General features: G+C 69.6%; 21 protein-coding genes. 9 read left to right on the top strand and 12 right to left on the bottom strand.

The window, feature by feature from the left end:
* Positions 1–48: 48 nt before the first annotated feature.
* The 3 genes from ACFOSH_RS18780 to ACFOSH_RS18790 form a co-directional block, all read right to left on the bottom strand.
* A complete protein-coding gene (locus ACFOSH_RS18780) occupies positions 49–1026 on the bottom strand; it encodes a pirin family protein (protein WP_378240254.1) in 978 nt (325 codons plus the stop codon).
* Positions 1023–1967, bottom strand: a complete 945-nt coding sequence (locus tag ACFOSH_RS18785; protein WP_378240255.1) for a 5'-3' exonuclease — start codon at positions 1965–1967, stop codon at positions 1023–1025. The genes ACFOSH_RS18780 and ACFOSH_RS18785 overlap by 4 nt, the downstream gene beginning before the upstream one ends.
* A 77-nt stretch (positions 1968–2044) precedes the next feature.
* Positions 2045–2581 carry an NADPH-dependent FMN reductase gene (locus ACFOSH_RS18790; RefSeq protein WP_378240256.1) on the bottom strand — a complete coding sequence of 179 codons (537 nt, stop codon included), beginning with the start codon at positions 2579–2581 and terminating at the stop codon, positions 2045–2047.
* 118 nt (positions 2582–2699) lie between these two features.
* Between ACFOSH_RS18790 and ACFOSH_RS18795 the strand changes: the two genes are divergently transcribed.
* Genes ACFOSH_RS18795 through ACFOSH_RS18820 form a run of 6 tightly spaced genes read left to right on the top strand, consistent with a single transcriptional unit; the run spans position 2700 to position 6687 of the window.
* Positions 2700–3278: an ArsR/SmtB family transcription factor gene (locus ACFOSH_RS18795; protein ID WP_378240257.1), complete on the top strand. Its 579-nt coding sequence runs from the start codon at positions 2700–2702 to the stop codon at positions 3276–3278.
* Positions 3275–4525 (top strand): MFS transporter, encoded by a 1251-nt coding sequence (locus tag ACFOSH_RS18800; protein WP_378240258.1) that lies wholly within the window; start codon positions 3275–3277, stop codon positions 4523–4525. The genes ACFOSH_RS18795 and ACFOSH_RS18800 overlap by 4 nt, the downstream gene beginning before the upstream one ends.
* A gap of 10 nt (positions 4526–4535) precedes the next feature.
* The gene (locus tag ACFOSH_RS18805; RefSeq protein ID WP_378240259.1) at positions 4536–5678 is read left to right on the top strand and encodes a M24 family metallopeptidase; all 1143 of its coding nucleotides are present in this window, start codon (positions 4536–4538) and stop codon (positions 5676–5678) included.
* Entirely contained in the window at positions 5675–6127 is a 453-nt protein-coding gene (locus ACFOSH_RS18810; protein WP_378240260.1) for an Lrp/AsnC family transcriptional regulator, read from the top strand. Before ACFOSH_RS18805 ends, ACFOSH_RS18810 begins: the two co-directional genes overlap by 4 nt.
* A 46-nt stretch (positions 6128–6173) precedes the next feature.
* On the top strand, positions 6174–6401 hold the full coding sequence (locus ACFOSH_RS18815) for a hypothetical protein (RefSeq protein WP_076166772.1): 228 nt from the start codon (positions 6174–6176) through the stop codon (positions 6399–6401).
* On the top strand, positions 6388–6687 hold the full coding sequence (locus tag ACFOSH_RS18820) for a hypothetical protein (RefSeq protein WP_005150941.1): 300 nt from the start codon (positions 6388–6390) through the stop codon (positions 6685–6687). Before ACFOSH_RS18815 ends, ACFOSH_RS18820 begins: the two co-directional genes overlap by 14 nt.
* Here the strand turns inward: ACFOSH_RS18820 and ACFOSH_RS18825 are convergent.
* Together ACFOSH_RS18825 and ACFOSH_RS18830 are read right to left on the bottom strand one after the other, a co-directional pair.
* Positions 6684–7757: a GDSL-type esterase/lipase family protein gene (locus ACFOSH_RS18825; RefSeq protein WP_378240261.1), complete on the bottom strand. Its 1074-nt coding sequence runs from the start codon at positions 7755–7757 to the stop codon at positions 6684–6686. The two genes, ACFOSH_RS18820 and ACFOSH_RS18825, sit on opposite strands and share 4 nt — an antisense overlap.
* A gap of 70 nt (positions 7758–7827) precedes the next feature.
* Complete coding sequence (locus tag ACFOSH_RS18830; protein ID WP_378240262.1) at positions 7828–8730, bottom strand: LysR family transcriptional regulator; 903 nt, start codon at positions 8728–8730, stop codon at positions 7828–7830.
* Between the two features lie 96 nt (positions 8731–8826).
* Here ACFOSH_RS18830 and ACFOSH_RS18835 point away from each other — a divergent pair, with 96 nt between their 5' ends.
* Positions 8827–9666 (top strand): oxidoreductase, encoded by an 840-nt coding sequence (locus tag ACFOSH_RS18835; RefSeq protein ID WP_378240263.1) that lies wholly within the window; start codon positions 8827–8829, stop codon positions 9664–9666.
* 4 nt (positions 9667–9670) lie between these two features.
* Here ACFOSH_RS18835 and ACFOSH_RS18840 read toward each other — a convergent pair whose 3' ends face one another.
* Complete coding sequence (locus ACFOSH_RS18840) at positions 9671–11245, bottom strand: FAD-dependent oxidoreductase (RefSeq protein WP_378240264.1); 1575 nt, start codon at positions 11243–11245, stop codon at positions 9671–9673.
* 66 nt (positions 11246–11311) lie between these two features.
* Here ACFOSH_RS18840 and ACFOSH_RS18845 point away from each other — a divergent pair, with 66 nt between their 5' ends.
* Positions 11312–11920: a TetR/AcrR family transcriptional regulator gene (locus ACFOSH_RS18845; protein ID WP_378240265.1), complete on the top strand. Its 609-nt coding sequence runs from the start codon at positions 11312–11314 to the stop codon at positions 11918–11920.
* A 7-nt stretch (positions 11921–11927) separates the two neighbouring features.
* On the opposite strand, the gene ACFOSH_RS18850 is transcribed toward ACFOSH_RS18845, so the two are convergent.
* The 5 genes from ACFOSH_RS18850 to ACFOSH_RS18870 all read right to left on the bottom strand — a co-directional run bounded on the left by ACFOSH_RS18850 (position 11928) and on the right by ACFOSH_RS18870 (position 16197).
* Entirely contained in the window at positions 11928–12554 is a 627-nt protein-coding gene (locus tag ACFOSH_RS18850; RefSeq protein WP_378240266.1) for a maleylpyruvate isomerase family mycothiol-dependent enzyme, read from the bottom strand.
* A gap of 19 nt (positions 12555–12573) precedes the next feature.
* Positions 12574–13098 carry a hypothetical protein gene (locus tag ACFOSH_RS18855; RefSeq protein WP_378240267.1) on the bottom strand — a complete coding sequence of 175 codons (525 nt, stop codon included), beginning with the start codon at positions 13096–13098 and terminating at the stop codon, positions 12574–12576.
* A gap of 344 nt (positions 13099–13442) precedes the next feature.
* A complete protein-coding gene (locus ACFOSH_RS18860; RefSeq protein WP_378240268.1) occupies positions 13443–14738 on the bottom strand; it encodes a M20/M25/M40 family metallo-hydrolase in 1296 nt (431 codons plus the stop codon).
* A complete protein-coding gene (locus tag ACFOSH_RS18865; protein ID WP_378240269.1) occupies positions 14731–15558 on the bottom strand; it encodes a M55 family metallopeptidase in 828 nt (275 codons plus the stop codon). The genes ACFOSH_RS18860 and ACFOSH_RS18865 overlap by 8 nt, the downstream gene beginning before the upstream one ends.
* A gap of 42 nt (positions 15559–15600) precedes the next feature.
* The gene (locus ACFOSH_RS18870; protein ID WP_378240270.1) at positions 15601–16197 is read right to left on the bottom strand and encodes an Rv1733c family protein; all 597 of its coding nucleotides are present in this window, start codon (positions 16195–16197) and stop codon (positions 15601–15603) included.
* 282 nt (positions 16198–16479) lie between these two features.
* Here ACFOSH_RS18870 and abc-f point away from each other — a divergent pair, with 282 nt between their 5' ends.
* Positions 16480–18102, top strand: a complete 1623-nt coding sequence (abc-f, locus tag ACFOSH_RS18875; RefSeq protein WP_378240271.1) for a ribosomal protection-like ABC-F family protein — start codon at positions 16480–16482, stop codon at positions 18100–18102.
* Here the strand turns inward: abc-f and ACFOSH_RS18880 are convergent.
* A complete protein-coding gene (locus tag ACFOSH_RS18880; RefSeq protein WP_378240272.1) occupies positions 18086–19351 on the bottom strand; it encodes a family 1 glycosylhydrolase in 1266 nt (421 codons plus the stop codon). The genes abc-f and ACFOSH_RS18880 overlap by 17 nt on opposite strands.
* Positions 19352–19438: the final 87 nt, after the last annotated feature.

Here is a 19438-nt window from a genome sequence, read left to right on the forward strand (position 1 = left end):
ACTGGATGGACGACACACGTGTGTCCGGACGGACGACGCGCCGCGGGTTCAGGCCGGATTGCGCCGCGGTTTGATCCGCACCTGCGGCAGCGTGGGTGCGGGCAACCACGCCGTGGTGCCCTGATAGCCCTCCACGGAGCCGAACCGGTCCGCCTGTGCCTGCCAGGTTTCGCGGTACTCGGCGATCTCTTCGTGGCTACGGCCCACGAAGTTCCACCACATGACGAGTTCCTCGGCGAACGGGGTCCCGCCGAGCAGGAGCACCCGGGCCGGTTCGCCGCCGGTGTTCGCCAGCGCCAGCCGTCCGGGGCCGGGGGCGAGATAGGCGAGTTCTCCGGTGCCCAGCGCGGTTCCGGCGACGGTGACGGAGCCGAGGTCCTGCAGGACACCGTGTTCGAAGGCCGGGTCGACGTCGAGGGTCACGGTGGCCCCGGGCTCGACGGTGAGCTCGGCGCCCAGCAGGGGAGTGAACACCGGGACCGGTGAGGTGGTCCCGGCGAGCGTGCCGAGAAAGACCCGTGCGGTGGCACCGGACAGATGGTGCAGCGGCGGCGCGTAGTGCTGGAAATCCCGTGCGGTGTCGCGGTGTTCGTCCGGCAGCGCGATCCAGAGCTGGACGCCGTGCAGCGTCACAGTGTCCGATTTGGACACTGTGGATACTTCAGAGTGCGCTATGCCGTGTCCGGCGGTCATCAGGTTGAGTTCCCCCGGCCGGACCACGGCGTGGGTGCCGATGCTGTCGCGGTGCTCGATCTCGCCGCTGAACAGCCAGCTCGCGGTCTGCAACCCGGTGTGCGGATGCGGCGCGACGTCCATCCCGCCGGACTCCGACACGTCCTGCGGCCCGTAGTGGTCGGCGAAACACCACGCGCCGATCAGGGACCGCTGCCGCTGCGGAAGGGTCCGGCGGACCCGGATCGCGCGCGGCCCGCCGAGGGGGACGTCACGCGGGGTCAGCACGGTGACGCCGTCGCCGGGGTGGTCCCGGCACAGCAACTCGGCCGGGTCGGCTTCGGTGTTGCTCACGGCTTGGGGAGCGCGGCCAGCAGGCGCTCCACCGAACGGCCGAGATTCCAGCGTTCCGCCAGCTCCGCGACCTTGTCCGGGTCGGCGGGCTCGGACGGGACGGTGTCCGGGCGGGACTGCTCGACAGGCGCGTCGGCCGCGACCCGGACGACGGTCGGCGCGACCGCGAGGTAGTCGGCGGCGTCGCTCAGCCGGAGCCGGGTCTTGAGCGGCACGCGCGAGTCGCCGGCGTTGGACGCCTCGATCAGCTCCTGCAGCGAACCGAACTGGGTGATCAGCTTCGCCGCTGTCTTCTCGCCGATCCCGGCGACGCCGGGCAGCCCGTCCGACGGGTCCCCGCGCAGCGCGGCCATGTCGGCGTACCCGGGGCCGGCGTTCCCTGCCGGGATGCCGTACTTCTCGGCGAGTTCGTCCGGGCCGAGGATCTCGGCCTTGTTCCAGCCCTTGCCGACGTAGATGACCACTGTGGACGTCGGCTCGTGGCGGACCAGCTGGAACAGGTCGCGGTCACCTGTGATGACCTCGACCGGAGAGTTCTGCTCGCGGATCGCGAGCGCCCCGATGACGTCGTCGGCCTCGTAACCGGCCGCTTCGGCCGTCGCGAGCCCGAAAGCCTCCAGCAGTTCGAGGATGATCGGCACCTGCGGGGTCAGCGTGTCCGGCACTTCCTCGACGTCGCCGCCCTCCGGGACCTCTTCGGCCACTCGGTGCGCCTTGTAGCTGGGCAGCAGATCGGTGCGGAACTTCGGCCGCCAATCCGCGTCCAGGCACGCGACGAGCCGGGCGGGCCGTCGGTCGACGAGGATCCGCGCGACGGTGTCGGTGAACCCGCGCACGGCGTTGACCGGTGTCCCGTCGGGGGCGGTCATCGACTGAGGCAGTGCGTAGAACGAGCGGAAGTAGAGGCTCGCGGAATCGAGGAGAGCGAGTGGTCCGGTCACGCGGACAGCCTGCCATGTCCGGGCCCGGATGTCCGTGAAGGACCCGACCCCCAGCCGGGTCCTCCCACGGAGACCGGTCAAGCGGCGTAGGGCCGCACCCGGCGTGCGTCGCGCAGGGCGTTGGCCCACCAGCTCAGCTGGTTCAGCAGGGTGGTGGCCGCGAGAGTGGCGCCTTCGGTGTCGTCGTGCGCGCCGTCGGGGCCGAAGTGGTTCCAGGCGTAGGGGAAGCTCACGGTCTCGCGGATCGTGGCGGCGTGGAGTTCGGCGAAGACCGGGCGCAGGTGCTCGACCGCGCGCAGGCCGCCGGAGATCCCGCCGTAGGAAACGAAAGCGACCGGCTTTCCGTGCCATTCCGGGCCGGTGGCGTCGAGCGCGGTCTTGAGCGGGCCGGGGTAGCTGTGGTTGTACTCGGGGACGATCACGACGACGGCGTCCGCGGCGGAGACTCCGGGGGAGAGGCTGTCGGGGGCTTCGGCCAGGTCGATGACGGACAAGGTGACGTCTTCGCGCTGTTTCGCACGATCGAGGAACCAGTTCGCGACGACGGGGGCGAAGCGGCCCTCGCGGACACTGCTGATCACGACGGCGAGCTGGTAAGGCGTGTCGGTTGTCATGCCGCAAACCGTAGAACCTGAACTTAAGTAGAGGTCAAACTCCGGAATCGCTTCCTTGGCCGACTTCAATCGCAGAGGACCCTTTGCAAAGTGTCCTCTGCGTTCTAGGCTGCGAGGCATGGGGAAGAACGGGAGATATCTCGCGCGGATCGACGGACGCCTTCTGCGGGCGTTGTCGCATCCACTGCGGGTCAGGATCTTGGAACTGCTGCGGGAGGACGGCCCGGCGACGGCGTCCGGACTGGCGAAACGGGTGGGGGAGAGTTCCGGGACCACGAGCTGGCATCTGCGCCAGCTGGCCGAATGCGGCCTGATCACGGAGGACACCGAACGCGGCAGTCGTCGCGACAGATGGTGGAAGGCCGTGCACGAGGGTGACCAGATGAGGGCCAGGGACTTCATCGACGACCCGGATCTCGCCGGCCCGTTCAGCGCCTACGCCCACACGATGGTCGAGCGGCGCTACGCCGCCGAAGCGCAGTTCGTCGCCGAAGTGCGGGACTGGGCGGACGAGTGGATCGACAAGGTCGAATTCCACGACTCGCCCCTGTCGCTGACACCGGACGAAGCCGCCGCGCTGAGCGACGAAATCATCGAGGTGGTCAACCGCTACCGCCGTCCCGAGAAGGAGGGCGATACCCAGGTTCGCGTGCATTGGGCGGCCTTCCCGAGGAAATCGCGGCCGGAGACGCCATGAGCCGGATGCCACTGGGGGCTCTGGTCGTGGCTTCGGGGATCTCCTCGGCCGGGGTGATGATGACACTGCTCGCGATTCCCTGGTTCGTCCTGCAGAGCACCGGCAGCGGAACGAAAACGGGTCTCGTCACCGCGGCCGAGGTGCTCGGCTTGATGGTCGCCGCGTTGCTCGGCGGGCCGATCGTGGACCGGGTCGGCACGCGCCGGGCCAGCGTCGCCGCGGATCTGCTGACCACCGTCACGGTCCTGCTGATCCCGCTCGCGATGAACACGACAGGGCTCAGCCTGCCCGGACTGATCGCGCTGTCGTTCGTGATGGGCGTGTCCCGCGGTCCCGCCGACACGGCGAAGCAGGTGCTGCTTCCCGGAGTCGCCGAACTCGCCGATGTTCGCATGAGCCGGGCAGCGAGCGCGGTCGAAGCGGCGATGAGGACCGGCCGGATGGTCGGCGGACCCGCGGCCGGCGCACTCATCGCGCTGATCGGCCCGATGCAGGTGCTGTACGCCGACGCCGGCGCGCTGCTGCTGTCCTCCGCGCTGGTGTTCACGCTGATCCCCACGGCGGCCGGTCCGCCGAGGCCCTCATCGGGCGGATACCTCAAGGAACTGCGCGAAGGACTCGGGTACATCAAGCGTGACAGTCTGCTGCGCGCGATGGCGGGCATGCTGATGCTCACCAACAGTCTCGACTTCGGGCTGCTCGGCGTCCTGTATCCGGCGTACGGCGATCAGGTCCTGCACAGCACCGCGCTCATCGGCGCGATGATCACCGCCGTCGCGGTCGGCGCGCTCATCGGCTCGGCTCTCTACGGCTGGGCGGGACATCGGTTTTCCCGGCGGACGGCGATCCTCGTCGCCATCGGCATCGAGGGCGCGCCCAGATTCGCCTTGCTCGCACTGGAACCGGCGCCCGCCGTCCTGCTCACCGGACTCGTGGTCGCCGGGATCGGGGCGGGCGCGCTCAACCCGATCGTGCTCCCGGCGGTCTACGAACGGGTCCCGGAAGCGGTCCGCGGCCGCGTACTCAGCCTCCTCGTGGGCGGGGTGCTCGCCGCGATGCCGCTCGGCTCGATGGCTGCGGGGCTTCTGCTGGACGGCGTCGGGCTCGTCGGGGCACTCGCCGTGTTCGGTGGCCTGTACCTGATCGCCGGCACCTTCCCGGCGATCTTCCGGGTCTGGCGCGGGCTCGACGATCCCGCCCCGATCGGGGGTGACCGGCTGGTGAACGAAGGGGCACGGACCGACTAGGCTCGCCATCATGTCGCGCCGTTCCCTTCACAACCCAGCCCCCGACGCCGCCGGCCTCCGCGCCCGTCTCGATCGGGCCCGTGCCGCCGCGGTCGCCGCCGGCACCGACGCCCTGCTGATCGCACCCGGCTCGGACCTGCGCTACCTCATCGGCCAGGCCGGGGGCTCCTTCGAACGGCTGACCACGCTGGTGATCCCGGCCGACGGCGTCCCGGCGCTGGTGCTGCCGAAGCTGGAGGCGCCCGGCTACGCCGACGTCCCGGCCGACGAACTCGGCATCGAGATCGTCACCTGGGTCGACGGCGACAACGCCTACGAACTGGTCGCCGACAGGCTGGGCAAGCCTGGCCGGGTCGCGGTCAGCGACTTCACCCCGGCCCTGCACGTCCTCGCCTTCCGCGGCGCGCTCGGCGACGCCGAGCAGACGCTGGCCGGGCCGATCGTGCGCGAACTGCGGATGCGCAAGGACGCGGCCGAGATCCAGGCTCTGCGCGACGCCGGTGCGGCCATCGACCGCGTGCACGCCCGCGTGCACGAATGGCTGCGCCCCGGCCGCACCGAGGCCGAGGTCGGTGCGGACATCACCGCCGCGATCGTCGAAGAGGGCCACACCCACGCCGACTTCGTGATCGTCGGCTCGGGCCCCAACGGCGCCAGCCCGCACCACGACGTCTCCGAGCGGGTCATCGAGCGCGGTGACGTCGTCGTGGTCGACATCGGCGGCCCGATCGCCGAGGGCTACAACTCCGACTCCACCCGCACCTACGCGGTCGGCGAGCCACGCGACGCCGACGTCGCCGAGACGTACGCGGTCCTGCAGCGGGCCCAGCGCGCCGCGGTCGAGGCCGTCCGCCCCGGTGCCACCGCCGAGTCGATCGACGCCGCCGCGCGCGACATCATCGCCGAAGCGGGTTACGGCGAGTTCTTCATCCACCGGACCGGTCACGGCATCGGCCTCGACGTGCACGAGGAGCCCTACATCATCAAGGGCAACGAGCTGCCGCTCGAGCCGGGCATGGCCTTCAGCGTCGAGCCCGGCATCTACCAGCCGGGCCGCTGGGGCGCCCGCATCGAGGACATCGTCGTGGTCACCGAGGACGGCGTCGAGCCGGTCAACCAGCGTCCGCACGACCTGATCGTGCTCGACGCATGACCGGTTCCCTGGAGCCGCTGGACCAGGCCATCGCGCAGGAGCTGGCCGCGGACGGACGGCGCAGTTTCACCGACCTGGCCGAGCGGGTCGGACTTTCGGTGTCGGCGGTGCACCAGCGGGTGCGGCGCCTGGAGCAGCGCGGGGTGATCCTCGGGTACACCGCGCGGCTCGACGGCGAGCAGATCGGCCTCCCGCTCACGGCGCTGATCTCGCTGACACCGAACGATCCGGCCGCTCCGGACGACTATCCGCAGCGTCTCGAGCACATCAAGGAGATCGAGTCCTGCTACTCGGTCGCCGGGGACGAGTCGTACATCCTCCTGGTCCGGGTGGCTTCGCCGCTCGGCCTGGAGGACCTGCTCCGCCGCATCCGCGAGTCCGCCAAGGTCTCGACCCGGACCACGGTGGTGCTGTCGACGCCGTTCGAAGGGCGCTCTCCCACACTCTGAAACCGGAAAACGGGTGGGCTTGCGCGGCGCTGGTACGATAAAAGGTATGGCAACACGTAAGGTCACTCTCTCACTCGACAGTGGTGCGCTCGAGTTCGCCGAGCGGGCCGCCAAGGCACACGGGATCTCGGTCTCGTCGTGGTTGTCCAAAGCGGCCCGCCGGGAAGCCGTCCGCACCGGATACACCCCGCAGCGCGCTCCGGTCGCACCGTCCGCCGAATCGGACGAGGCCGAGCTGACAGCCGCGGAGAAGGATCTGCGTGCACAGGGGTGAAGTCTGGACGTACCACCCCCCGACCGAACCGGCACGGCAGCGCACCGTCGTGCTGCTGTCCTCGGACGGGGTGAACGAATCCGAGCGGCCGTGGCTGCTCGGCACCGAACTGCTGGACCGTGATCCGCAGGACATCCTCGGTGTCGCCGTCGACGCGCGGTACTGGGTCTCCACGCTGAACCTCACGCGCCTGTACCGGCCGTGGTTCGACGAGAAAATCGCGGAGATCGACCAAGAGGTCCAGGAGCGCATCGACATCGCGCTACGCGCCGCGTTGGATCTCTAGCGGGCGACGACCTCGGGCGCGGCGTGCAGTTTGCCGTCGGCTCCCGAGAGGCACGAGGCGTTGCCGCCCCGGGCGGCGAGGAACTCGTTGAGGCAGTTCGCGATCTGCGCGTGGCCGTTCGCGTTGGGGTGGAACGACTCCTGCAACGCGTGGCTCGCGCGGTCCACCTGGCCGAGGTCGCTCAGCTGCAGCGTCAGCCTGCTGAACCACTCGTTCGCCGGGTCACTGCTGCACGCTTCACGGCCGGCGCCCGCCCGCGAAAGGTCAAGGAACCGCGCGGTGGTCGCCCTCGACGCCTGCTTGAGCCCGTCCGACAGCACGGAGACGCCGTCGCGGCGCATCCACTCCAGATCCTCCGTACGGAACGGGCAGCCGTTGAGGCTGCGCAGTGTTTCCGGGATCTGGGGCCCGACAGGCGAGGCGTACGACATCAGCACGAGCTGATAGTCCGCCGGGACGTAACCGGCCTGCGCCAGCACCTTCTTGACGTCGGCGACGGCGTTGGTCACCTTCGGCACCATCGCGTCCACTTTGGACTTCCAGGTCTTGCGGAGGGCTTCGCTGCACGGCGGGTTCTGCGGGGAGAACCACGCCTTGAAGCACTCGCTGACCTGAGCGGAGAACTTCGGCTCGTCGTTCGCGCCGATCGCGATCACCACCGCGGCGACCCGGTGGTCCTTGATCAGGTTCGCCAGCTGCTGAGCCTGCGACGGCTCGGTCCACTGCTTGGCCTCGCCGAGGGCGATCTGCTCGGACGGCGCCCCCGAACACGCGAGGTTCACCCGTGCGGTGACGTCGGGGATCTTGACCTGTTCGACGAAGGCGTTGGGGGAGCGGTGGCACCAGTTGCCGCCCTGCCCGTTGGTCGTGGGCGTGTAGTTGCCCGCGCCTTCGCCGGAAACGGTGCTGTCACCGAGGGACACGACCGTCAGCGGCCCCGTTCCCGGCGGTCCTTGGCGCGGGGAGGGCTGCCCTGGGCGGCTCTCCGGCCCGGTAAAGGCAATCAACCCGACGAGAACCACCACGAACGTGAGCGCGAGAGCACCCCACCACCACCGGAAACGTCGCATCGTCACCGGATTCTACGGAAGCCCGGTCCCGGCAGGGTGATCATGGCGGTGTGACGATGGCTATGCCGGGTCAGCCCGCCTCCGTCAGGTCCGTTCCGGCCGCCAGCTCGGACACGATGTCGAGCACGCCGGGCAACGCGGGCTTGTCGTTCCCCGGCGCCCAGGCCACCACGGTCCGGGCGGTGTCGCCTGCCATCGGCACGAACACCACGCCGCTTCGCCGCAGGCTGTGCGAAGACCGGGCCAGCCTCGTGACGCCGATGCCGGCGGCGACCAGGCCGAGCAGACCCTGCACGGTCGCCGCCCGCTGGACGACGTGAGGGGTGAACCCGGCCGCCTCGAATTCGTTGTCGTAGCGGCGGTGCCAGGGCTCCCACGAACTCCGCGGAGTGAGCACCCACGGCTCGTCGGCCAGGTCCGCGAGCTTCACTTCGGCCGCGTCGGCGAGCCGGTGTCCCTCCGGCAGGACTGCGCAGACCTCTTCGGTGATCAACGTGCGGGTCTCGAAGCCGTCGACCAGCGGAGGCCGCGTGAAGATCAGGTCGTAGCGTCCGCCGGTAAGCCCGTCGACCAGCGGCGCGATCTGGGTGTCGTCGGTGGTGAGGGTGAGGTCGGGGAGACGGTCGCGGACGGCGCGCACCACCGGCGGGAGCAGGTAGTTGGCCGTGGTGGTGAGGAAACCCAGGTGGAGTGTGCCGATCTCGCCGCGCACCGCCCGGTTCAGCACCGAAAGTGCCTCGTCGTTGCGTGCGAGCACCGCGCGGGCCTCCGGCAGGAACAGCGACCCGATCTCGGTGAGCCGTGTCCCGCGACTGCCACGCCGCAGCAACCTCGCGCCGAGAACCCGTTCCAGGACGGTGATCTGCTGGGAAAGCGACTGCTGGGCGATGTGCAGGCGGCGCGCGGCCTTGGTGAAGCTCGCGTCTTCGGCGACCGCGACGAAGTAGCGCAGCTGCCGCAGCTCAGGGGTCACAGTCTCTGACTGTAGCCGTACCAGGAAGCCGGTGTTGGCGGGCAAAGCGCGATCTCCGCAGGATGGGTGGCAGGAACTTCACTGGAGGAAACAGGAATGACGAAGGAAACCGACGGCCGCGTCTGGTTGATCACCGGCTGCTCGTCCGGCTTCGGCAGGCACCTCGTCCTGGCCGCGCTCGACGCCGGTGATCGCGTGATGGCCACGGCACGCCGTCCGGAAACCCTGGCCGAGCTGGAAGAGCTCGGCCAGGGCCGGGTGCGTGTCGCGGCGCTCGACGTCACCGATCCCGCTCAGGTCGAGGCCGCCGTCCAGGCCACGCTCGCCGAGTTCGGCCGGATCGACGTCGTGGCCAACAACGCCGGTCATGGCTCGGTCGGCGCCGTCGAAGAACTGACCATGCCCGACCTGCGGAAGCTGATGGACGTGATGTTCTTCGGCGCCGTCGAGGTGACGAAGGCCGTCCTGCCGCACCTTCGGGAGCAGGGCAGCGGGGCGATCGTGCAGATGAGCTCGATGGGCGGACAGCAGAGCCCGCCCGGATTCGGGGCCTACTGCTCGGCGAAGTTCGCCCTGGAAGCGATGTCAGAAGCTCTCGCCGCCGAGGTCGCGCCGTTCGGGGTGAAGGTGCTGATCGTGGAGCCCGGCGCTTTCCGGACCGGGTTCGGCGGCAGCGCGTTGCAACGCTCGCGGGTGATCGACGCCTACCGCGAATCCACCGGCGCCATCCGGGACTTCGTCGAGGGGATGGACGGTTCCCAGCCCGGCGACCCGGCGAAGGCCGCCGCCGCGATCCTGAAGGCACTCGACAGCGACAACCCGCCGCTTCGGCTCGCCCTCGGGGATGACGCCGTCGATGGCCTCCGGGCTTCGCAGGAGGCCAGGGCGGCGGAGCTGGCCGCCTGGGAAGCCTTGAGTCGCTCCACCGCCTTCTGAGAGGTCAGGCGCCGACCCAGCGTCCGATCGCGATGTCGAGCAGCTTCCGTGCGTTGTCTGTTGAGTCATCCGCCCAGGCGATGATCCCGTCCGGGCGCACGAACAGGCTCGGCTGAGAGGTATCGGAAATCGGATCCGCCGTGTACGCGACGCTGTCCGCCAGTCCGCGGACGGCGTCGGCGTACCGGCCGTCGGGTGAGCGGTCGACGAGCACGAAGCGGCCGTCGTGAGCGTGGTCGGCGAGCCGGCCCCCGGACTCCAGTTCGACGTCCCCGGCGATCGAGCCGACCGGGGCGCAGGCGTCATCGGCGACGTCGTAGTGCTGCAGGATTCCGGAGGAGAGCGCGATCATCCGGTTGGTCGCGCCGGGGACTGCGAACAGTTCGTCCCCGACGACCTTCCGCAGCTGCGCGGTCCGTTCGTCGCCGTGCATGAGGGCCACCTGGGCGCGCGTCCAGTCCAGGACCCACGCTCCGATCGGGTGCCGTTCGGAGTGGTAGGTGTCGAGGAGTCCGGCGGGCGCCCACCCGTTGACGGTCGCGGCGAGCTTCCAGCCGAGGTTCACGGCGTCGCCGAGGCCGAGGTTGAGGCCCTGGGCGCTGAACGGCGAGTGCACGTGAGCGGCGTCGCCCGCCAGGAACACCCTGCCGTGGCGGTAAATCCGGGCCTGGCGCGCGTTGTCCGACCAGCGGGTCGCCCGCCCCCGCAGCCGGGTGATCGTCACCGGGACGCCGGTGACTTCCCGTACCGCGCTTTGGAGTTCTTCGAGGGTCACGGGAGCGTTCTTGTCCTCGGGCTGGGGCGCGAACCTGGCGACGAGGACGCGTCCCGGCATCGGACCGTAGGTGTAGATGCCGCGAGGCGTCCAGTTCCACCCGCGGCGCAGTTCGCTCGCGTCGTCGAAGTCCGCGATGGCCTGGTAGCCCACCAGTTCCGGGTCGGTGCCCACGAAGTCGACGCCGAGCCGTTTGCGGACGACGCTCCGGCCGCCGTCGGCCGCGACGACCCAGCTCGCGGTGAAGTCGCCCGCGCTGGTCTCGACGACCACGTCCGCGTCGTCGTCGAGACCGGTGCCGGTGCTCCGCAGGTCCCGCACCTCGACACCGCGGCGGATCTCGACGCCCAGCCGGGCGCAGTGCTCGCCGAGCAGCAGTTCAAGGTCCTGCTGCGGCACCAGGATCCCGTTGGCCACCGCCGTATGCGCGGCGAGTGCCGGATCGTCCTGGTCGACCAGATCGTGCCGGAACATGATCCCCGCGAAATGCCCGATGACCGCGAACCGGCGTGAGGTCCGGCCCGCGGCGTCCGTCAGCTCGCGCACGGTCCGGTTCGAGCGGCCGCCGGTGAAGGCGGTGGCCTCGGCCAGGCGGCCGCGCTGCACCTCTTCCGCGGCGGGCAGCAGGCCGCGCCGGTCCAGGATCTCGGCGCTGGCGACGTTGATCGAGCCGGATTTGATCGTCGTGTCCGGCTCCTCGAGCCGCTCCAGCACGGTCACGCGGACTCCCCGCAAGGCCAGCTCGCTCGCGAGGAACAGGCCGGTGGGTCCGGCGCCCACGACGATCACATCGGTCTGACGCATCTCGACTCCAAGGTTTACTCAGTAAGATTACTTGGTAAGCTTAACGAGTAAAGGTAGGGTTGTCACATGGCGAAGCGAGGAGACCGGGGCGGCTCGAAGACAAGGGCGCATCTCGCCGCGGTCGCGACGGAGCTGTTCGTGGAGCGGGGTTTCGAGGACGTCACCGTCGCCGAGATCGCGGCCGCGGCCGGTGTTTCGAAGGTGACGGTGTTCTCGCATTTCGATCGCAAGGAGGACCTCGCGCTCGACCGTCTTCCGGATGTCGCCGGCATGGTGAGGGCGGCGATTCGCGAGCGGGCGGACGAGGTCACCGCCGTCGAGGCGCTGCACGCCATGGCCGCCGGACTGGCGAAGGAACAGCATCCGCTGTCGGGATTGAGCGAAAACGCCCTGCCGCTCGCGCGCACGGTCGCCGGATCACGCGCGCTCATTTCCCGGCTTCGCGAATTCGAGCACGAGATCGACGCCGAGCTGGCAGGCGAACTCGAGAGAGACACCCGGTTCTCGGGCGACAGCGAACTGCTCGCCGCGCTGCTCGTCGCCGCGTATCGCACGGTCATCGCGACGACGGTCCGGCGCCGCCTCGCCGGGGAGGAGCTCGCCGCGCTCGTCCCGGGCCATCGTCAGCGGCTGGACTCGGCCTTTACCGTGCTCGCGAAAGCCTTTCCGAGCTGACGCGGGTTCAGCCGTCCACCCTGGACGCGAGGATCGCCGCACCGGGCCCGGAAAGCTCGGCCAGGGCCGCGCCCCGTCCGGCGATCGCCATCAGGATCGCCTCGCCGGGGCCGAGGAGTTCCGGGCCGGACCCGGCCGACCAGTCGATGTCCGTCGCGACGAGCCGGAGTTCCCGTGCGCGCTTGTCCGCCTTGATCACCTTGGCGTGGCGCGCGAAGGCCAAGGCGTGTCGCAGCCGCTCCGGCGGAATATCGCGAGGGAGACCCAGCGGACGCCGGATGTCCTGCTGATGGACGAGGCTGTCGAGCAGCCCCACCCGGCCGCCGAACACGGCTGTCAGGCCACGAGGATCGAGGTTGTCCTCGATCCTCGCGATCAGTTCGTCCGGTGTCCGCTCGGGTTCGCGCGCGACACCGAGCGCGTTCATCCGGTCCAGCCGCAGCCCGCCGCGGACGGCCTGGGTGAGCAGATCGCGGAAGCGCAGGGCGTCGTAGTCGACGACGTGGACGACCAGGTCCCGCACCGTCCACTCCGGACACAAGGTCCGCTCGTCCCATTGCCCGGGGGTGAGTGTCCGCAGGAACGCGGCGAAGTCCGTCCGTTCGTCCCGTACGAGTCGCGCGACCGATTCCACCGGCGGCCTCCTCCTGGAGTCACTTGTAGTCGAGCCATCCGCAAACGTAGTAGTTCGTGTCCTCGTTCCGCTCGACATGCCAGGAATAGACGACGTCACCCGCGAGCTTGCCGGTCCGCGCGTTGCGCTGGGTGACCGTGGCCCGCACGGTGACGAACTCGTATCCGGGCGGGACGGAGTAGGGCAGCATCTGCCAGCGCTCGACGTAATGCCCGTGGAGTTCGAACCCGAGCAGGGTCTCCCGCAGGCGCGGGCAGGTGCCGCTGCGCAACGCGGTCATGTCGTGATTGGCCAAGCCGTTCATGTAGACCTGGAACACCCGGTCGATCGCGGCGGGTTCGAGGCCCCGCGCGGTCGACGAGGCCGGCGCCGGGGGCGTCACGGTCAGGGTGTGGGTCTGCGCCGGGGGAGCGGAGTACGACGTCGACGTCGTGGGCAGAGAGTCGGAAGACAGCACCGGAAGCCCGCCTCGGCACGCCGAAAGAGCCGTGCCGAGGCCGATCAAGAGCACGCCTGCCCGGACGCGCGAAGTCAGAGGTCTCACTTCGCCGACGCTAGGCGACCTTCATGAAATTCGGATGAAACCCGGTTCAGTGCCGGGCCCAGTGATACTGCAGCCGGATCTCCAGCGGGAAACGGCCCGGTCGAGGACACGTCGACGCGAGAAAGCGCTCTCTCACGTTCGGTCCGTGAAGGCCTCCTTGCCTACCCTGAAGGTAGTGAAGGGGCCCTTCACGCACCGCCGGCACCCAAAGCTGCGGTCCAGCGCCTCGTGAGTGGCGAGGCTGGTTCTGGCGGACTCGTATTTGCCTACCCACTGGGATCCGGTGTCTTCGTGGTGGGGGCCAGCCAGGACCTCCTCACCACGAGGCACGAGGCACGAGAGGCTCAGCAGTTCGCCAGGAAGTGCCGCAGCACCCGGGTGCCGAATCGCAGTCCCTCCACCGGGACGCGCTCGTCCACCCCGTGCGCCATCGCGCGATAGGGGAAGCCTTCCGGCAGCCACAGCGGCGCGAAGCCGTAGCAGTCGATCCCGAGCGGACTGAACGCTTTCGCGTCCGTGCCGCCGCCCATGCAGTAGGGGACCACGACGGCTTCGGGGTCTTCCGAACGCAGCGCGTCCGCCATCGCGTCGAACCACGGCGAATCCACCGGAGCCTGGACAGGCGGCTGATGCGCGACGAACTCGCGGGTGACGCCCTCGCCGAGCATCGTGTCGAGCTCGGCGAACAGCTCCGGCTCGGCATCGGGCAGGACGCGGACGTCCACCTGGGCCTCGGCCGAACTCGGGATCACGTTCACCTTGTAGCCGGCGTCGAGCATGGTCGGCGTCGTGCTGTTGCGGACGGTCGGCACCACCAGCGCCCCGGCGGGCCCGAGCCGCGCGATCGTTCCGTCCACATCGGACAGATCGACCGGGACGCCGAGCGCTTCCCCGGTGCGTTCCAGGAACGCCTGGACGGTCGGGGTCAGCTGGACCGGCCAGCGATGCGCGGCGATCTCGCCGAGCGCGGTGACCAGCCGGGTGACGGCGTTCTCGTCGTTGGGACGCGATCCGTGCCCCGCGCGCCCCTTCGCGGTCAGCCGCAGGTGCGCGGTGCCGCGTTCGGCCGTCGCCACCGGATAGAGCCGCACGGTCCGGCCGTCGGCGGCGGGAACGTGGTAGGTGTACGCGCCGGACTCGCTGATCGCGGCCGCGCAGCCGTCGAACAGGTCCCGGTGCGCCGCGGCGAGCCAGTGCGCGCCGTAGTCGCCCTTGTCCTCCTCGTCGGCCACGAACGCCAGGACGAGGTCCCGTCGCGGCCGGAAGCCGGTGGCGAGGGCGGCGAGCACCATCGCGATGAAGTCCTTCATGTCGACCGCGCCGCGGCCCCAGAGGAACCCGTCGCGGACCTCGCCCGAGAACGGGTCCACCGACCAGTCGGCGGCGTCGGCCGGGACGACGTCGAGATGTCCCTGCACGAGCAACGCGGGCAGGCACGGGTCGGTGCCGGGGACCCTGGCGATCACGTTCGCGCGTCGGGGCGCGGACTCGATGATCTTCGAGTCGATCCCGAGCCCGGACAGCAGCGACGCGACGTACTCGGCGGCCTCGCGTTCGCCCTCGGAGTCCCCGTTGCCCCGGTTCGTGGTGTCGAAGCGGATCAACCGCGAGCAGACTTCGACGACATCCAGCTCAGCCATAGATACCCTGCACCGCCCCGGCCGCGATCGCCGTGACGATCTTGAACGCCTTCATCGCTTCGGTCATGTCCGGAGCGTCGAAACCGACCCGCCGCACGCCGATCTGTTCCACCGTCGGGATCACCGCCGCGGCCTGCGCGAGATGGCTCGCGTCGAACTCGACCTCGATCCGATGGGGAGTGGTGAACCGCTCGACCCGGCCTGCGCGGTTCATCGCGTCCGCCGCGGCCGAGGACAGCAGTTCGGCGGTCCTGGCGGGCGGCAGGCAAATCGCAGCGTAGCGGCTGATGCACTCCTTCACCGTGACCAGTTCGGCTTCCGGCGCGTAGTCCTGGGCGTCGTCACAGGCCTTGTCGTCACCGGAGACGACCAGCACCGGGACGCCGTACTCGGCGGCCATCGCGGCGTTGAGCCTGCCTTCGCTGGCGGGGACGTCGTCGAGCCACACCCCGGTGATCTGATTCTCCAGGTAGGTGTGGGAAAGGACGCCGTCGAAGCCGGCACCGGCGTGGTAGCCGAGGAAGACGACCCCTTCGACGCCGGTGTCGATTCCCTGCATCATCGAGAGCGGCTTGTGCCTGCCGGTGAGCATGCGCGCGCGGCCGTCGAGGTCTTCGAGCAGGAGGTTTCGCTGCGACGAATGCGCTTCGTTGACCAGTACGTCTGTAGCACCCGCGTCGAACAGGCCGGCGATGGTGGCGTTGACGTCGCCGGTGAACAGGCGCCGGAATCGCTGCCACTGCTCGGTACCGGGGATGACGTCCTCGGTCCAGGTGACGCCGGTGGCGCCCTCCATGTCCGCCGAGATCATGATGCGCATGCCGGGCACCCTAGCCGAGGCTCTTTGTCCCCGCCCCCGGGATCAGGGCCAGGAACCGGACCGCGGGTAGACCGCCCACGCGCGCTCCCAGGCGGCCGCCCGGTGCCGGTTCAGCACCAGCCGGACGACCCGGTGGAGCAGGACGAGCGCGGCGATCACCGCGAACCAGAGCCAGACGCCGACGAGCACGGAATCGAAGACGGCCGTCGACGCGGTCCTCGGGGCGGCGGTGAGATCGCCGCGGGCGTCGATCCAGATCGGCACTGGCGCTCCGGCGGGACTGCCGGGTGTCGCGAAGACACCGCCGGTGTGCCGGGCGCCGCGTGAGTCGGTCCAGGTCGCCTCGGTGGCGGAGGCGTCGACCCCGACGCTCTCGCTGTCGACGATGCGGATGGGCGCGGCCTTCAGCAGGTACGCGGTGGTGGCCTGACGTCCGGCCGCGTCGGTGGCGGCCGCGGCCACCTGCCTGCCGTGATTGGCCGAGCCGACGGCGGCCGCGACGGGGACGGCGAGGAGCGCCGCGAGGATGACGAGTTTGAGGACGAGGGCTTCGAACCGGTCCGAGCCGCGAGCCAGTGAGTTGTGACCCGGGAAGAGCCGTCGCCGGAACCGGGCGATCGGACCGCTGGACCCGTGCACGAGGAACCCCATTCCCTCAGACCGCGAAAACCTCCACTGTCGATTCTCGGTCACCGGGGCGCCGCTGTCGCGGTATGGGGACACAGCCCACTCTGTGAACCCGTACACAACCTTTTATTCGTTTTACCCGCCCGCGTTCTCCCGCTACCGTCTTCGCCATGGGGATTTTGTTCTACCTGTGATTCTCGCCTTCGACGCGGCCCTGGCGTAGAGCCTTCGCTCCGCCGGGCCGCGTCCTTCCGCATGTTCTTCTTCCTTGCGAGAATTCAGGAGGACGCCCCTGTGCGCACCCCGCAACGAAATCCCGGAACACAACTCGTGCTCTCCGGTGTCACCAAACGTTTCGACGACCATGTCGTGCTCGACCAGGTCTGCTTCACCGTCAAACCGGGGGAGAAGGCGGGAGTCATCGGTGACAACGGCTCGGGCAAATCCACCCTGCTGAGGCTGATCGCCGGCCGCGACGAGGCGGACAACGGCGCGGTGACCGTCAGCGCGCCCGGCGGTGTCGGGTATCTCCCGCAGACGGTGGAGCTGCCGGAAACCGCCACGGTCGGGGACGCGATCGACCTCGCGCTGGCCGACATCCGGGAGCTGGAATCCCGGTTGCGGGCGGCCGAGACGTCGCTGGAGACCGACGAAGACATGGTCGTCTACGGCGACCTCATGACCGCCTACGAAGCTCGCGGCGGCTATGAGGCAGACGCCAGGGTGGAGGTGGCCTTGCACGGGCTCGGGCAGCCGGGCCTCGATCGCGGCCGCGCGCTGGGCACACTGTCCGGTGGGCAGCGATCCCGGCTGGCGCTCGCGGCCACCCTGGCCGCGTCGCCGGAACTGCTGTTGCTGGACGAGCCGACCAACGACCTCGACGACGAAGCTGTCGCCTGGCTGGAGAACCGCCTCCGAGGGCATCGCGGCAGGCTTGTAGCGATCACCCACGACCGGATGTTCCTCAGCCGGGTCACCACCACGATCCTCGAGGTCGACGCCGATCGCCGCACCGTGCACCGGCACGGCGACGGCTACATGGGCTACCTCGCGGCGAAGGAGGCCGCGCGAGCCCGGTGGGTCCGCGAGTACGAGGAGTGGCGGCTGGAGAAGTCCCGTTACGAGAGGATGGCGGACGTCAACATCGACCGGTTCTCGGTGATCCCGCGCAAGGCCCCGGCGGCCTTCAGCGGGGCAGGGGCGTTCCGCGCCCGCTCCCGGGCACACGGGGCGAAGAGCCGGATCAGGTCGGCTCGCGAGCGGATTCAGCGGCTCGAAGCGGACCCCGTTCCGGCTCCGCCGCGGCCCCTCCGGTTCACCGCGCGGATCGCCGCCGGGGAGACGGAAGCCGATCGGTACGTGGTCAAGGCGGACGCCGTGTCGGTGGACGGCAGGCTCCCGCGGACGTCGCTCTGCGTGCTCCCCGGCGAACGGGTGCTCGTGACCGGCCCCAACGGGGCGGGCAAGACGACCCTGATGCGGGTGCTCGCCGGTGAGCTGGCGCCGTCGACAGGCTCGGCGGATCGGGCGGGCCGGATCGGGTTCCTGCGTCAGAACGGCGGGCTCGGCGGCGACGCCCGGACCGTCCTCGCCGTCTTCGCCGGGGACGATGACGAAGAGGAGGCGGCCGAGCGGTTGCTGTCGCTGGGCTTGTTCAGGGCGCCGGATCTGCGCAAGCCGGTCCGGGACCTGTCCGTCGGGCAGCGTCGCAGGCTGGAACTGGCCAGGTTGGTGACGGCCAGGACCGACCTGCTGCTGCTCGACGAGCCGACCAACCACCTCGCCCCGGATCTCGTGGAGGAGATGGAGCAGGCACTCGCGGAGTACTCCGGCGCGCTCGTGGGCGTCACCCACGACCGGCGGATGCGGCGTACGTTCGAGGGGAGGCGGCTCGAACTGGTCACTTCAGCGGCGTGAGAGGTCCGTCCACTTCGGCCGGATTGAGGCAGCTGTTCAGTCCGTCCACGAGTGAACAGGTCCCGGGCCCGCGGTTGAGCCGGTAGCCCTGCGGCACGCCACCCTCCGCCACCAGATCGCGGTAGGCGGGGACGGCGTCCGTGGGGCGCCGGGTCAGCGCGGGGTCGGTGAGGGCGTCCACTGTGTACAGTCCGAAGCGGGCGCGGTAGCTGCCCCATTCGTAGTTGTCGGTGAGGCTCCAGTAGTTGTAGCCGATGAGGTTCATCCCGTCGGCCTTCGCCCGCTGGAGCCAGTACACGGTGTCGCGGACGTGATCGCCGCGGGAGTAGTCCGCGTCACGCTGTTTGCCGTTGTCGGTCGCCATGCCGTTCTCGACGATGTAGAGCGGCAGGCGCGGGAACCGGTTGTGGTAGCTGCGCAGCGCGTAGTAGATGCCTTCGGGCTGGAGCTTGACGTCCCAGAACTTGTCGGTCGCGGCCGCGAACACCGTCCAGTTGTCGAGGCTGAGGCCGTAGTAGTAGTCGATGCCGATGAAGTCGAGCTTGTCCTTGACCTGGTCGAGGAAGAACCAGTCGGCCATCCCGTTGACCCCGGTGATGTAGGCCTGGTTGCTGGTGACCTTCGAGGTCGGATCGAGCTCGTGGATCAGGTCGTAGGCCCGCCTGTGCGCCTGGACGACGTTGGATTGCGCCGCGAAGTACCGCGTGGCGCTCAGCGCGCCGACCTTCTGTTCGTTCCGGAGGAAGATGAGCGGCTCGTTGAAAGTCACCCAGAGGACGTCCTGGCCGGCATAGCGCTGGACGATCTTCCGGCTGAACTCCAGCCACGCGTCGGCGGTCCGTGCCTCGGCCCAGCCGCCCTGATCGAGCGCCCAGCCCGGGTAGACCCAGTGGTTGAGCGTGATCATCGGGGTCATGCCCGCGGCCCGGACCTGGCGGAGCACGTCGTCGTAGAAGGCCAGCTCGGTCTCGTCCCAACGGCCGGGCGAGGGTTCGACGCGAGCCCACTCGACGCCGAAGCGGTAGGTGTTGACGCCGAGCCCGGCCGCGAGGCGGATGTCGTCGGCGTAGCGGTGCCGGAAATCCACGGAGTCCCGGTACTCGTCGACGCCGTCCTTGCCGGCGGAGCGGTCGACGAACCGCTTCCAGTTGCTGTCCGGGGCACTGCCCTCGGACTGGTAACCCGACGACGCCACGCCCCAGTAGAAGTCACGGGACCAGCCGTCATCCTGCGATGCGGACGCGTTCACAGCCGAAAGTGTCGCGCATAGTGAGACGGCGACCAGGAAACCGAGTCCCCGGCGTAATCTTCTCCGATGCTCCGGCCATTTCGTCGA

The organism is Amycolatopsis speibonae (genome assembly GCF_042647925.1).
In the GTDB taxonomy this organism is placed as follows: Bacteria; Actinomycetota; Actinomycetes; order Mycobacteriales; family Pseudonocardiaceae; genus Amycolatopsis; species Amycolatopsis speibonae.

Coding starts and splice junctions, on each gene's coding strand:
- ACFOSH_RS18800 (WP_378240258.1), top strand. CDS start 3,275: ATGAGCCGGATGCCACTGGGGGCTCTGGTCGTGGCTTCGGGGATCTCC.
- ACFOSH_RS18805 (WP_378240259.1), top strand. CDS start 4,536: ATGTCGCGCCGTTCCCTTCACAACCCAGCCCCCGACGCCGCCGGCCTC.
- ACFOSH_RS18825 (WP_378240261.1), bottom strand. CDS start 7,757: ATGCGACGTTTCCGGTGGTGGTGGGGTGCTCTCGCGCTCACGTTCGTG.
- ACFOSH_RS18795 (WP_378240257.1), top strand. CDS start 2,700: ATGGGGAAGAACGGGAGATATCTCGCGCGGATCGACGGACGCCTTCTG.
- ACFOSH_RS18860 (WP_378240268.1), bottom strand. CDS start 14,738: ATGGCTGAGCTGGATGTCGTCGAAGTCTGCTCGCGGTTGATCCGCTTC.
- ACFOSH_RS18840 (WP_378240264.1), bottom strand. CDS start 11,245: ATGCGTCAGACCGATGTGATCGTCGTGGGCGCCGGACCCACCGGCCTG.
- ACFOSH_RS18810 (WP_378240260.1), top strand. CDS start 5,675: ATGACCGGTTCCCTGGAGCCGCTGGACCAGGCCATCGCGCAGGAGCTG.
- ACFOSH_RS18835 (WP_378240263.1), top strand. CDS start 8,827: ATGACGAAGGAAACCGACGGCCGCGTCTGGTTGATCACCGGCTGCTCG.
- ACFOSH_RS18790 (WP_378240256.1), bottom strand. CDS start 2,581: ATGACAACCGACACGCCTTACCAGCTCGCCGTCGTGATCAGCAGTGTC.
- ACFOSH_RS18845 (WP_378240265.1), top strand. CDS start 11,312: ATGGCGAAGCGAGGAGACCGGGGCGGCTCGAAGACAAGGGCGCATCTC.
- ACFOSH_RS18815 (WP_076166772.1), top strand. CDS start 6,174: ATGGCAACACGTAAGGTCACTCTCTCACTCGACAGTGGTGCGCTCGAG.
- ACFOSH_RS18865 (WP_378240269.1), bottom strand. CDS start 15,558: ATGCGCATCATGATCTCGGCGGACATGGAGGGCGCCACCGGCGTCACC.